Below are 12,249 nucleotides of genomic sequence, written 5' to 3'. Positions count from 1 at the left end.
GTGACCGAGGACCCCCGCCCCGACGGTCTCGGCGAGGCGGCCGACGTCGAGCAGACGCCGACCGCGCCCGAGCAGGGCCGCCCTCAGCCGGCTGGCCACGAGCCTGGCCGGCACGAGCAGGGCCGGCATGAGCAGGGCCGGCACGAGCAGGGCCGCCATGAGCAGGCCGGCCCCGTCGACACCGCGCCCGAGCACGAGCACGAGCTCGACGAGGACGACGACGAGTACGTCGAGACCTACAGCAAGCACCCGCGCCCCGGCGCCGCCATCATGTCGGCGGTCCGCGAGGCCGCCATCGTCGTCGGCATGGCCCTGGTGCTCTCCCTGGTCGTCAAGACCTGGCTGATGCAGGCGTTCTACATCCCCTCGGGGTCGATGGAGAACACCTTGGTCAGCGGCGACCGGGTCATCGTCAGCAAGCTGACGCCCGGCCCGTTCGCGCTCGAGCGCGGCGACGTCGTGGTGTTCGAGGACCCGGCCAACTGGCTGGGCGAGCCGCAGCACGTCGAGCGCGGGCCGATCGGCGCGGCGATCCACGACAGCCTGACCTTCGTGGGCCTGCTGCCCACCGACGAGGGCAACCACCTCATCAAGCGGGTCATCGGCCTGCCCGGGGACCACGTCGTGTGCTGCGACGACCAGCACCGGGTGACCGTCAACGGCCAGCCGCTGAACGAGCCCTACCTCAAGCCGGGCGACGCGCCCAGCCGCCAGGAGTTTGACATCACCGTGCCGGCCGGCCGCGTCTGGGTCATGGGTGACCACCGCTCCGACTCCTCCGACTCGCGCTTCCACGACAACGGCGACGGCGGCAAGACCGGCTCGGTGCCCGAGTCCAAGATCGTCGGGCGCGCCGTCAGCGTCGTCTGGCCGGTCGCCGACTGGTCCTGGCTGAGCCGTCCGGACGAGACGTTCGCCAAGGTGCCGCCGCCGCAGACGAGCGCCTCGGGGCACTGATGGCCGGGGCGACGCCCAGCCGGAAGCCCTCGCTGCGGGTGGAGCGCACGCTGCAGCGTCAGGGCCACCGGGTCCTCGCCGGCATGGACGAGGTCGGCCGGGGGGCCCTGGCAGGTCCGGTCAGCGTCGGGGTCGTCGTGATCGACGAGGAGTGCCGCTCCGCCCCCACCGGGGTGGCCGACTCCAAGCTGCTCACGCCCCAGGCGCGCGAACGCATGGTGCCCCGGATCCAGCGGTGGGCCCTCGCCCACGCCGTCGGGCACGCCTCACCGGCCGAGATCGACGAGGTCGGCATCATGGCCGCGCTGCGCCTGGCCGGCACCCGCGCCCTGGCGCAGCTGCCGGTCGTGCCCGACCTGGTGATCCTCGACGGCAACCACGACTGGCTCACCGACCCCGAGCGGGTCGGCCTGCTCGGCTTCGTCGACGACCCGGCCGCCGGCCCAGTCGTGCCGCCGGTGACGACGATGATCAAGGCCGACATGAGGTGCTCCTCGGTCGCGGCGGCCAGCGTCCTGGCCAAGGTCGAGCGCGACGCGATGATGGTCGCGCTCGCGCAGGAGGCCCCGGCATACGGCTGGTCCCTGAACAAGGGCTACTCCGCACCCGAGCACCTGGCCGCCCTGGAGCTGCACGGGCCGTGCGAGCACCACCGACGCTCGTGGCGGCTGCCCGGCGTGGCCTCGGCGCGGGGCGGGACGCCGGACGCGGCGATGGACGATGATGAGGGGGGCGGGACGGACCCGCCGCAGATCGTGGAGATGAGCGTCGTATGAGTGCCGAGGACCTCGAGAAGTACGAGACCGAGATGGAGCTGCAGCTCTACCGGGAGTACCGCGACGTCGTCGGCCTGTTCTCCCACGTGGTGGAGACCGAGCGGCGGTTCTACCTGGCCAACTCCGTGGACGTGCAGGTGCGCAACGACGGCGGCGACGTCTACTTCGACGTGACGATGGCCGACGCCTGGGTGTGGGACGTCTACCGCCCGGCCCGCTTCGTCAAGAACGTGCGCGTCGTGACGTTCAAGGACGTCAACGTCGAGGAGCTGGCCAAGTCCGACCTCGAGCTGCCCAAGGAGGGTGGCTTCGCGGGCTGACGCGGCCCGGGTGGTCGACGCCGTCGCTGCTGCCGTTTGTCGGGGCGCGGCGCGATGATCGGGTCATGCTCGAGACCTCCGCTGACCTCGACCGGTTGCAGGCGCTTCTCGATCGCTCCCACGCCGGGGCCGGCGGACACCTTCGCGACATCATCCGCGACGAGCGCACCCTCACGGCGCGGGAGCTCACCGGGCTGCTGACCGGCATGCGCACTTTGGCCGTGGCGACGGTGACGGCCGCGGGGGAGCCGAGGATCAGCGGCCTCGACGGCCACCTCCTGCACGGCCGCTGGGTGTTCACCACCAGCGGCAGCGCCTGGAAGGCGCGGCACCTGCGGGTGCGGCCGGCGACCAGCGCCGCCTACCTCGAGGGCGACGACCTGGGGGTGTTCACCCACGGCCAGGTGGAGTTCCTCGGGACCGACCACCCCGACCGCGCCGAGGTCGAGGCGCACCTGACCGCCCACTACGGCAGCTCCCCGTCGAGCTGGGGTGAGGACATCGTCTACTGCCGGATCGAGCCGACGTGGATGGTCGGCTACGCGTTCAAGCGCTCCGAGCTGCTCGCCGCCCGCGGGGTGTCCGAGGACCCCCGGGACTGACCCCGCGCGGGTTGTCCACATGGGGTCCGCGCCTCGTCCCACTGTCCACAGGCCGGTGGCCGGGGCTGTCCCCGCCGTGCCGGCCCGGCCAGCATCGGTGACCGGAGGTGGTTGCCGTGGGGGCGACAGGGCAGGGGAGTGGGCGGGGCGGCGGCGGGATGCCGCACCGGGTCGCCGGTGCGGTGGGGGCGTATGGCGAGCGGCTGGCGACGCGTTACCTCACCGAGGCGGGGCTGGAGGTGGTGGACCGCAACTGGCGGTGCGACCAGGGCGAGATCGACATCGTCGCCCTGGATGGTGACTGCCTCGTCGTGTGCGAGGTGAAGACCCGGCGCAGCTTGGAGTTCGGCTCGCCCGTGGAGGCGGTCACCTGGCGCAAGGCGGCTCGCCTGCGCCGGTTGGCGGCCTGCTGGCTGGCCGAGCATGACACCGCGGTGCAGGACGTGCGCATCGACGTGATCGGGGTGCTGCGGCCGCGGCACGGCCGTGCGGTCGTGGAGCACCTCGTGGGGGTGATGGCATGACCCTGGGCCGCACCCGGGCCGTGGCGCTCAGCGGGATCGAGGGGGCGCTGGTCGAGGTGGAGGCGGACTACACCCAGGGGCTGCCGCACTGGGCGGTCGGCGGCCTGCCCGACGCCGCCTGCCGGCAGTCGCCAGACCGGATCATGGCCGCCGCGGCCAACTCCGGGGTGCCCGTGCCCAAGCGGCGCTGGACGGTCAACCTCTCTCCGGCGTCGCTGCCCAAGGCCGGCTCCGGGTTCGACCTCTCCATCGCCGTCGCGGTCCTGGCGGCCGCCGGCGAGCTGCCCGGTGCCTTCGTCGAGGACGTCGTCCACCTCGGTGAGCTGGCCTTGGACGGCACCGTCCGCCCGGTGCGCGGCGTCCTCCCGGCCGTGCTGGCCGCCGCGCGTGCCGGGGTGCGCGAGGTGGTCGTGCCGGCCGGCAACGCAGCGGAGGCCAGGCTGGTGTCCAACGTGTCGGTGTACACGGCCCACAACCTGGCCGAGCTCGTGGAGCGCTACCGGACGCTGGGCCGGGGCGGGGTGGCCGCCGAGCCCGACGAGTCCCCGCAGCCGCCGACGGTCGAGCCGCTGCTGCCGGACCTGCGGGACGTCGTGGGGCAGGACGAGGCCCGCCTCGCCCTGGAGATCGCGGCCGCCGGTGGGCACCACGTGTTCATGGTCGGCCCGCCGGGCGCGGGCAAGACGATGCTCGCCGAGCGGCTGCCCGGGCTGCTGCCCCGGCTGGACCACCAGCAGGCGCTGGAGGTCACGGCCGTGCAGTCCGTGCTCGGCCTCGTCCCGTCCAGTGGCGGCCTGGTCCGGCGACCGCCGTTCGTCGCGCCCCACCACGGGGCCTCGATGCCCGCGGTCATCGGCGGCGGCAGCGGCCAGATCCGGCCCGGCGCCATCTCGCAGGCCCACCACGGGGTGCTCTTCCTTGACGAGGCGCCGGAGTTCCGGACCAGCGTGCTCCAGGCGCTGCGCCAGCCGACCGAGTCCGGCCGGGTCGTGGTCGCCCGGGCCTCGGGGGTCGTCACCTACCCGGCGCGCTTCCAGCTGGTCATGGCGGCCAACCCCTGCCCCTGCGGACTGGGGTTCGGCAAGGGCGCGGACTGCTCCTGCACGCCGATCGCCAAGCGTGCCTACCTGGGCAAGCTCGCCGGCCCGGTGCTGGACCGGGTCGACCTGCAGCTGCCGGTGCGTGCGGTCTCCCGCGCGGCGCTGGCCGCAGAGCCGGGGGAGGCCACAGCGGTCGTCGCGGCGCGGGTCGCGGCCGCGCGCGAGCGCCAGGCCGGGCGCCTGGCGGGGACGACGTGGCGCCTGAACTCCCAGGTCCCCGGCGACGTGCTGCGGCGCGGCGACCTGCGGCTGCCCTCGGCGGTGACCGCCGACCTCGACCGGGCCATCGACCGGGGCCTGCTGACCCTGCGCGGCTACGACCGGGTGCTGCGGCTGGCGTGGACGCTGCGCGACCTCGGCGACGGGGGTCCGCCGACGCGCGACGACGTCGGCCTGGCGCTGACCCTGCGCGCCCATGCGGCGGTGGCGGCATGAGCAGCCGTCCGGGCACGGGCTTGCTCGCCGAGGAGCGCTGGGCGCGGGCTGCCTGGAGCCGGGTGGCCGAGCCCGGCGACGTCGTGGCCGCCGGGCTGGTGGCCGAGTACGGCGCGGCCGAGGCGCTCGCCGTCGCCGAACGTGGGGGGCACCGCAACCTCGAGCGGTTCGGTCCGCGGCTGGCGGTGCTGGACGTCGAGCGCGACCTCGAGGTCGGCACCCGGTTCGGTGCCCGGCTGGTCTGCCCCGCCGACCCCGAGTGGCCCAGCGGGCTCGACGACCTGGCCGCCCCGCCGCACTGCCTGTGGGTGCGCGGCCCGCTCGACCTGGGGGCCGCCTGCCGCCGCAGCAGCGCCGTGGTCGGGGCCCGCAGTGCCACGGCGTACGGCGAGATGGTCGCCACCGACCTCGCGGCCGGCCTCGCCGAGCGTGGCTTCACCATCGTCTCGGGTGCGGCGTTCGGCATCGACGCCGCCGCCCACCGGGGCGCCCTGGCGGTCGACGGCGACACGGTCGCGGTGCTGGCCGGTGGCGTCGACCGGCCCTACCCGGCGGCCCACGCCACGCTGCTCGGCCGGATCGTCGAGGCCGGCGCCGTCGTGAGCGAGGTCGCCCCGGCCTCGGCGCCCACCAAGACGCGCTTCCTCCAGCGCAACCGGCTCATCGCCACGATGACCCGTGGCACCGTCGTCGTGGAGGCGGGCCTGCGCTCCGGCTCGCTCAACACCGCCCGGCACGCGGCCGACCACGGCAGGGTGGTCGCGGTGGTGCCGGGGCCGGTGACCTCGATGATGTCCGCCGGCTGCCACCAGGCGGTCCGCGACGGCTACGCGGTGCTCGTCACCGACCCCGCCGAGGCGGCGGAGGCGCTCGGGACCCTCGGCGAGGACGCCGCCCCTCGCCCCAGTGAGCCCGGCCGGCCCGGGGACGACCTCGATCCGGTGGCTGCCCAGGTCCTCGCCAGCCTGCCGCTGCGCCGTGGTGTGCCGGTGGACCGGCTGGCGGTCGCGTCCGGCCTCTCCCCGGCCCAGGTGGGCTCGGTGCTCGGACGACTGGAGCTGATGGGCCTGGCCCAGCGCCAGGGGGAGGGCTGGCGCCAGGTCCGCGCGTGACGTGGCGTGTGGTGCGCGGCACGCCGGTGACGGTCGTTGCCCCGGCGGTGCCGGTTTGCCACGGTGGCGGGGTGGACGAGGCGCAGGTTGGGGCGGACGCCGCGACGGAGGAGGCCGTGGAGGCCTTCGCCAGGTACTTGCGCGCGGAGCGGGGGCGGTCGGCGCACACCCAGCGGGCCTACCTCGGCGATGTGAGTGCGCTGCTCGCCTTCGCACGCTCGCGCGGTGTCACGGCGCTCGCCGACCTCGAGCTGGCGGACCTGCGGGCGTGGCTGGGGCAGCTCGCCGAGTCCGGCGCGGCCCGCTCCTCCGTGGCCCGCCGGGCGGCCGCCGTCAGGGCCTTCCTGCAGTGGGCCACCCGCACCGGCCGCATCCCGCACGACCCCTCGCTCCGGCTCGTGGCGCCCCGACGGTCCCGGTCCCTGCCCGGGGTGCTCAAGCCCGCCGAGGCCGACGGCCTGCTCGAGCTCGCCGCCGTGGCCGCCGACGACGCCGACCCGGTGCACCTGCGCGACCGCGCAGCCCTGGAGCTGCTCTACGCCAGCGCCATCCGCGTCGGAGAGCTGGTGGCGCTCGACGTCGACGACGTCGACCTCACCTCCGGGACCGTGCGCGTGATGGGCAAGGGGAGCAAGGAGCGGGTCGTCCCGTTCGGCGCCCCGGCCGCCCGCGCGGTGGAGGACTGGCTGACCCGGGGGCGGCCCCAGCTCGTCGCCGACGGCAGCGGGCCGGCCCTGCTGCTCGGCCGCCGCGGTCGCCGGCTCGACCCCCGGCAGGTGCGCTCCGCCCTGCACGCCCTCCTGGCCGAGCTCCCCGACGCCCCGGACCTCGGGCCGCACGGCCTGCGCCACAGCGCCGCGACCCACCTGCTCGACGGAGGCGCCGACCTGCGCACGGTGCAGGAGATGCTCGGGCACGCCAGCCTGGCCACTACCCAGATCTACACCCACGTCTCGCTGGACCGGCTGCGTCGCTCCTACGAGCAGGCCCATCCCCGTGCCTGAGCAGCCCCTGCGGCGGCCGGCCGGCGCGCGCCCTCGGCCACGGCGCCCGGTGAGCCGCAGGGTGCGGCGGCGACGGACGCTGACGGGGTTCGTCGGCCTGCTGCTCGTGGTCGCCGCGGTGCTCCACACGGACCCGTTCGGCGCAGGAGGAGACGCCGAGGCCGGCACCGGGGCCGTGACGGCGCGCGCGCCATCCGTCCCCACCCATGGCACCGGCCGGATCCGGGTCGTCCCGGTGGCCGGTCCCGCGTCCGCCGCGAGCGGGCGCCCGGTGCGCTACACCGTCGAGATCGAGGACGGCCTCGGGGTCGACGCGCGCACCGTCTCGGCCACCGTCCGCTCCGTCCTGCTCGACCCGCGCGGCTGGCAGACCAAGGACCACGTCCGGTTCGTCAACGTCAGCCCTGCGCAGGCCGCCGCGGGCGCCAAGGTCGACATCCGGGTCACCCTGGCCAGCCCGGCCCTGACCGACCGGTTGTGTGCCCCGTTGCAGACCCGCTCGGAGGTCTCCTGCTGGAACGGTGCCCGCTCGGTGCTCAACCTGCGGCGCTGGGCCCTGGGCGACGACAGCTACGGCGCGGACGTGGCGCGCTACCGCGTCTACCAGGTCAACCACGAGGTCGGGCACGGCCTGGGCCACGGCCACCAGCAGTGCCCCGGTCGGGGACGACCGGCACCGGTGATGCAGCAGCAGACCATCGCCATGGGCGGCTGCCGGCCCTGGCCGTTCCCGACACCGGCCGGATCCACCACGACCTGACCTGGTCGCCCGGCCGAGGGAGGGGCAGGTGGCCGGAAAGGGGGGGCATGACGTCAGGACAGGGGCAGCAGCACGACGCGGCGGGGGAGCAGCAGCGCGAGCGGGTCGCGGTAGTCCTGCTCGAGCAGGGCGCCCCAGTGCAGGCACGTCCCCGGGGCGCAGTGCCCAGACGTCGCGGCCAGCGTGCCGATCCGGTCGCCCCCGCGCACCGCGTCGCCGACGGCCACGGTCGCGGCCACCGGCTCGTAGGTCGTGCGCCATCCACCGGCGTGCCGCAGGGAGACGACGCCGCGCCCGGCCACCGTCCCGACGAAGACGACAACCCCGTCACCGGCGGCGAGCACCGGCTGCCCGACGCGTGCGGTCAGGTCGACGCCGCGGTGCCCGGCGGACCACTGGTGGGTCGGTCGGTCGAACCGGCGCGCCACCGCCGGGCGCGGCGCCAACGGCCATCCCCACCGCTGCCGCGGCAGGGGAGCCGGCCCTCTGGCGGCAGGGACCTCAGCGGCGGGGGGCGTCGAAGGCGCCGGGCCGGACGGGCGGGGGACCGATGAGCGGTCCGGCGACGCGACCGCGGACGATGACGAAGCGGCAGCACGCGGTGGTGTCGCGTGGACGACGGCCACCCCGACGGCGGCGGGCACGAGCAGGCTCAGGAGGACGGTGGTGCGCATGTCCCCACGCTGGCGTCCCGGCCAGCGCGGGGCACGGGGCCGGCGCGAGCCTGTGGATGGTGGGACGAACGCGACACCCCTTGTGGACAGTCCGGCCGACAGGCCCCGATCGTCCGGCCCTCCAGCTCCGCCGAGCTGGACGTTCGTGCCCCTTCCGTGCCGCCGAAGGGGCATCAACGTCCAGCTCGGCGAGACACAAGGGAAGCACCGGGCGTGGAGGGCCAAGCGTGGAGGGCCAGGCGCGATCCGTCAGGCCGGGGCGGTCGCCAGCGCGGCGAGCCGGTCCACCGCCTCGCGCAGCACCTCGTCGCGCTTGCAGAAGGCGAACCGCACGAGCGTGCGGGCGGCGTCCACGTCGTCGTGGAACACCGACACCGGCACGCCGACCACCCCGCACAGCTCGGGCATCCGGCGGCAGAACTCCACCGCGTCGGTCGCGCCGAGTGGCGCCGCGTCGGCGACGACGAAGTAGGTCCCGGACGGGCGCGACACCCGCAGCCCGGCGCCCTCCAGGCCCTCGCAGAGCAGGTCCCGCTTGGCCTGCAGCGAGGTGGCCAGCCCGGCATACACCTCGTCCGGCAGGTCGAGCGCGGTAGCGACCGCGGGCTGGAACGGGCCGCTGGCGACGTAGGTGAGGAACTGCTTGACCGTGCGCACCGCGGCCACGGCCGACGCCGGGCCGTGCACCCACCCGACCTTCCACCCGGTGGCGGAGAACGTCTTGCCGGCCGAGGAGATCGTCAGCGTGCGCTCGGCCATGCCCGGCAGCGTGGCCATCGGCTCGTGCTGGAGGCCGTCGAAGACCAGGTGCTCGTAGACCTCGTCGGTGACCACCCACGCGTCGTGCTCGCGGGCCAGGGAGGCGATGATCTCCAGCTCGGCCCGGCTGAAGACCTTGCCGGTCGGGTTGTGCGGGGTGTTGAGCAGCACCAGCCGGGTCCGGGAGGAGAACGCCGCCCGCAGCGAGGCCTCGTCGACGGCGAAGTCGGGGAAGCGCAGCACCGAGGTGCGCCGCACGGCCCCGGCGAGCGCGATGGTCGCGGCGTACGAGTCGTAGTAGGGCTCGAAGGTCACCACCTCGTCGCCCGGCTCGCACAGCGCCAGCACCGTGGCCGCGATCGCCTCGGTCGCCCCCGCGGTCACCAGAACCTGCGAGGAGGGGTCCACGTCGAGGCCGTAGAACCGCCGCTGGTGCCCGGCGACCGCCGCCAGCAGCTCGGGAACGCCCGGGCCGGGCGGGTACTGGTTGCGCCCGGACCGGATCGCGTCGACCGCCGCCTCGAGCATGACCTGCGGGCCGTCGGTGTCGGGGAAGCCCTGACCGAGGTTGATGGCGCCGGTGCGGGCCGCGAGGGCGCTCATCTCGGCGAAGATCGTGGTCCCGAAGCCCCGCATGCGCTCGATCAGGGGCGTGGCCGGCGGATGTCCCATGCCGGCAGGCTAGGCCGCCTACGCCTCGACGGCACCCGCGCCGGCGCCGTCCACCGCATCCGGGTCGGCCTCGGCGTCGGCGTGCGCGATGTGCGCCAGCTGCCGCCAGACCAGCGCCAGTGTCAGCGCGGACCCGACGAAGGCGAACCAGAACGGCGCGGTCAGGCCCCACCGCTGGGCGATCACGCCGCCGAGGCCCTGCCCGACGACCAGGCCGAGGAACAGCCCGACGAGGTAGACGCTGCCGACCCGGCCCTGGAACTCCTTGGGCACCGCGCGCTGGCGCACGGTCTGGGACAAGGTGCCCCAGACGAAGGCGTAGGAGCCGAAGACGACCATGATCACGATGGCCACCCAGCCGGTCGTGGTCAGCGCCAGCGCCAGGTGGGTCAGCACCTCCAGCAGCAGGCAGGCCCGCATGAGGGCCGCGAGCGGGACGCGCCGCTCCAGCCAGCCGTATCCGGCGGTCCCCACCAGGCCGCCCAGCGCGGCGGCCGTGGTGAGCAGGCCGAAGCCCACCTCGCCCATGTGCAGGTGGTCCAGGGAGTACAGGACGAGCACCGACCAGGCCGCGCCCCACGTCACGTTGAACGCGAGGATGACCAGGGCGAGGGTGCGGACCGGCGCGTGGCCACGGATCCACCGCAGCCCGTCGGCGATGTCACGCCGGACGTGGGTGGCGGCGGTGTCGCGCACCGCGCCCCGCGGCGTGGCGACCCGGGCCACGAGCAGGACGCTCAGGGCCACGCAGACGACCTGGGTGACGAACGGCCAGGCCATGCCGGCGGCGAACAGGAACGCCCCGACCGGCGGCCCCACCAGCTGGTTCATCGTCAGGTAGCCGGCCTGCAGCCGGGCGTTGCCGATGCCCAGGTCGCCCTTGTCGACCAGCATCGGCAGCAGCGTGGAGGAGGTGGTGTCCGCGAACACCTCGGCGATGCCGTAGACGAGCATCGTCACGAGCACCAGGGCGATCGACACCCGCCCGGTGACGATGGTCAGGCAGAGTGCGCCGACCACGACGGCGCGCAGCAGGTCCGCGACCATGACGACGAGGCGGCGGTCGAGCCGGTCCGCGACCGCCCCGGCCCACAGGCCGAACACGAGCCAGGGCAGGCGCTGCAGCAGCGCCGCCATGGCCACGAGCACGGCGTTGTGGGTCTGCGAGGCGACGAGCAGGGGGCCGGCGGCCAGGGCGATCCCGTCGCCGATGTTGCTCATCCACGAGGAGGCGAGCAGCCAACGGAAGCTGCGCCCCATGCGGGCGGGGGCGACGACGTCCAGGGCTCGGCTCACGGGCGACCAACCTACCCAGCGTGACCCCTCACCGGCCCGGGATTTCCCGCCTCCCGGCGATTTCCCGATCCCCGCCCGCACCGCGTACGATGGCCGCACCACAGGTGGGCCCATTGGTCGGCCCGTGGAATTCGCGCGTCTTCTCACCGTCGCAGGCACACGGCATACCAGCCGGGCCGTATGACGGGGCGCACCTCGAGCGGTCCCGGACCAGTCCGGGTCGGGGTGCGTACGCAGACGCCAGGCACGTGAGCGGCAATCCCGTCGCGACCGTGGATAACCGGCAAACGAACGAAAGAGAGACCTCGGCATGGCCGTCGTCACCATGCGCCAGCTCCTCGAGAGCGGCGTCCACTTCGGGCACCAGACGCGTCGCTGGAACCCGAAGATGAAGCGCTTCATCATGACGGAGCGCAATGGCATCTACATCATCGACCTCCAGCAGTCGCTGACGTACATCAACAACGCCTACGAGTTCGTCAAGGAGACCGTCGCCCACGGCGGCACCATCCTCTTCGTCGGCACCAAGAAGCAGGCCCAGGAGCCGATCGCCGAGCAGGCGACGCGCGTCGGGATGCCCTACGTCAACCACCGCTGGCTCGGCGGCATGCTCACCAACTTCAACACCGTCAGCAAGCGTCTGGCGCGTCTGAAGGAGCTCGAGGAGATCGACTACGCCGACGTCGCCGGCTCGGGTCGCACCAAGAAGGAACTTCTCGTCATGAAGCGCGAGAAGGACAAGCTGGAGAAGACCCTCGGCGGTATCCGCAACATGTCGAAGGTGCCTTCCGCGGTGTGGATCGTCGACACCAAGAAGGAGCACCTCGCGGTCACCGAGGCGCGCAAGCTCAAGCTGCCGATCATCGCGATCCTCGACACCAACTGCGACCCCGACGAGGTCGACTACAAGATCCCCGGCAACGACGACGCCATCCGCTCGGTCACGCTGCTGACCCGCGTGGTCGCGGACGCCGTCGCCGACGGCCTCATGGCCCGCTCCGCCGCCAAGGGCGGCGAGGCTGCCGCTGACGGCACCGTCGCCACCGACGAGCCGCTGGCCGAGTGGGAGCGCGAGCTCCTGGGCGGCGAGGCCGAGAAGGCCGCCGAGGCCACCGGCGCTGCCGAGGCCGCGGACGCCACCGCCACGGCGGAGACCGCCGAGGCTGCGGAGACCACCGAGGCTGCCGAGACCGTCGAGACCGACGCCAAGGCCTGAGTCTGACCCCCTGGTTGCCACGGCCGGGTCGGTGGGAGCGAT

The 12,249-nt window shown here is 74.3% G+C and carries 13 protein-coding genes; 10 read left to right on the top strand and 3 right to left on the bottom strand.

Annotation, left to right across the window (positions count from 1 at the left end):
• From lepB to AC3ANM_RS05605, 9 genes are all read left to right on the top strand, one after another.
• Positions 1-957 (top strand): signal peptidase I, encoded by a 957-nt coding sequence (lepB, locus tag AC3ANM_RS05645; RefSeq protein ID WP_488287166.1) that lies wholly within the window; start codon positions 1-3, stop codon positions 955-957.
• Positions 957-1,733, top strand: a complete 777-nt coding sequence (gene rnhB / locus AC3ANM_RS05640) for a ribonuclease HII (RefSeq protein WP_488287165.1) — start codon at positions 957-959, stop codon at positions 1,731-1,733. Before lepB ends, rnhB begins: the two co-directional genes overlap by 1 nt.
• Positions 1,730-2,053, top strand: coding sequence for a DUF2469 domain-containing protein (locus tag AC3ANM_RS05635; protein WP_488287164.1), 324 nt, complete (start codon positions 1,730-1,732; stop codon positions 2,051-2,053). The genes rnhB and AC3ANM_RS05635 overlap by 4 nt, the downstream gene beginning before the upstream one ends.
• 65 nt (positions 2,054-2,118) lie before the next feature.
• A complete protein-coding gene (locus tag AC3ANM_RS05630) occupies positions 2,119-2,655 on the top strand; it encodes a pyridoxamine 5'-phosphate oxidase family protein (protein WP_488287163.1) in 537 nt (178 codons plus the stop codon).
• Positions 2,656-2,813: 158 nt separating this feature from the next.
• Positions 2,814-3,179, top strand: a complete 366-nt coding sequence (locus tag AC3ANM_RS05625; RefSeq protein WP_488287915.1) for a YraN family protein — start codon at positions 2,814-2,816, stop codon at positions 3,177-3,179.
• Positions 3,176-4,714, top strand: a complete 1,539-nt coding sequence (locus AC3ANM_RS05620; protein ID WP_488287162.1) for a YifB family Mg chelatase-like AAA ATPase — start codon at positions 3,176-3,178, stop codon at positions 4,712-4,714. Before AC3ANM_RS05625 ends, AC3ANM_RS05620 begins: the two co-directional genes overlap by 4 nt.
• Positions 4,711-5,826 carry a DNA-processing protein DprA gene (gene dprA, locus AC3ANM_RS05615; protein ID WP_488287161.1) on the top strand — a complete coding sequence of 372 codons (1,116 nt, stop codon included), beginning with the start codon at positions 4,711-4,713 and terminating at the stop codon, positions 5,824-5,826. Before AC3ANM_RS05620 ends, dprA begins: the two co-directional genes overlap by 4 nt.
• 71 nt (positions 5,827-5,897) lie before the next feature.
• A complete protein-coding gene (locus AC3ANM_RS05610; protein WP_488287914.1) occupies positions 5,898-6,830 on the top strand; it encodes a tyrosine recombinase XerC in 933 nt (310 codons plus the stop codon).
• A 49-nt stretch (positions 6,831-6,879) separates the two neighbouring features.
• Complete coding sequence (locus AC3ANM_RS05605) at positions 6,880-7,590, top strand: DUF3152 domain-containing protein (protein ID WP_488287160.1); 711 nt, start codon at positions 6,880-6,882, stop codon at positions 7,588-7,590.
• Between the two features lie 53 nt (positions 7,591-7,643).
• Here the strand turns inward: AC3ANM_RS05605 and AC3ANM_RS05600 are convergent, their stop codons facing one another.
• The 3 genes from AC3ANM_RS05600 to AC3ANM_RS05590 all read right to left on the bottom strand — a co-directional run bounded on the left by AC3ANM_RS05600 (position 7,644) and on the right by AC3ANM_RS05590 (position 10,955).
• Complete coding sequence (locus tag AC3ANM_RS05600; protein WP_488287159.1) at positions 7,644-8,036, bottom strand: M23 family metallopeptidase; 393 nt, start codon at positions 8,034-8,036, stop codon at positions 7,644-7,646.
• 477 nt (positions 8,037-8,513) lie between these two features.
• The gene (locus AC3ANM_RS05595; RefSeq protein ID WP_488287158.1) at positions 8,514-9,695 is read right to left on the bottom strand and encodes a pyridoxal phosphate-dependent aminotransferase; all 1,182 of its coding nucleotides are present in this window, start codon (positions 9,693-9,695) and stop codon (positions 8,514-8,516) included.
• A gap of 18 nt (positions 9,696-9,713) precedes the next feature.
• Positions 9,714-10,955, bottom strand: coding sequence for an MFS transporter (locus AC3ANM_RS05590; protein WP_488287913.1), 1,242 nt, complete (start codon positions 10,953-10,955; stop codon positions 9,714-9,716).
• A 346-nt stretch (positions 10,956-11,301) separates the two neighbouring features.
• Here AC3ANM_RS05590 and rpsB point away from each other — a divergent pair, with 346 nt between their 5' ends.
• Entirely contained in the window at positions 11,302-12,207 is a 906-nt protein-coding gene (gene rpsB, locus AC3ANM_RS05585) for a 30S ribosomal protein S2 (protein WP_488287157.1), read from the top strand.
• The last annotated feature ends 42 nt before the right edge of the window (positions 12,208-12,249 follow it).

It is taken from the genome of Oryzihumus sp. JJN4-3R, assembly GCF_057747915.1.
The sequence above is the reverse complement of the archived record's forward strand: the minus strand, read 5'-3'. Positions and strand labels throughout refer to the sequence as shown.

Excerpts from the sequence above, each read along its gene's own strand:
- AC3ANM_RS05630 (WP_488287163.1), top strand. The coding sequence starts at position 2,119 with ATGCTCGAGACCTCCGCTGACCTCGACCGGTTGCAGGCGCTTCTCGAT.
- rpsB (WP_488287157.1), top strand. The coding sequence starts at position 11,302 with ATGGCCGTCGTCACCATGCGCCAGCTCCTCGAGAGCGGCGTCCACTTC.
- AC3ANM_RS05595 (WP_488287158.1), bottom strand. The coding sequence starts at position 9,695 with ATGGGACATCCGCCGGCCACGCCCCTGATCGAGCGCATGCGGGGCTTC.
- AC3ANM_RS05590 (WP_488287913.1), bottom strand. The coding sequence starts at position 10,955 with ATGGGGCGCAGCTTCCGTTGGCTGCTCGCCTCCTCGTGGATGAGCAAC.
- AC3ANM_RS05620 (WP_488287162.1), top strand. The coding sequence starts at position 3,176 with ATGACCCTGGGCCGCACCCGGGCCGTGGCGCTCAGCGGGATCGAGGGG.
- rnhB (WP_488287165.1), top strand. The coding sequence starts at position 957 with ATGGCCGGGGCGACGCCCAGCCGGAAGCCCTCGCTGCGGGTGGAGCGC.
- AC3ANM_RS05625 (WP_488287915.1), top strand. The coding sequence starts at position 2,814 with ATGCCGCACCGGGTCGCCGGTGCGGTGGGGGCGTATGGCGAGCGGCTG.
- AC3ANM_RS05635 (WP_488287164.1), top strand. The coding sequence starts at position 1,730 with ATGAGTGCCGAGGACCTCGAGAAGTACGAGACCGAGATGGAGCTGCAG.
- dprA (WP_488287161.1), top strand. The coding sequence starts at position 4,711 with ATGAGCAGCCGTCCGGGCACGGGCTTGCTCGCCGAGGAGCGCTGGGCG.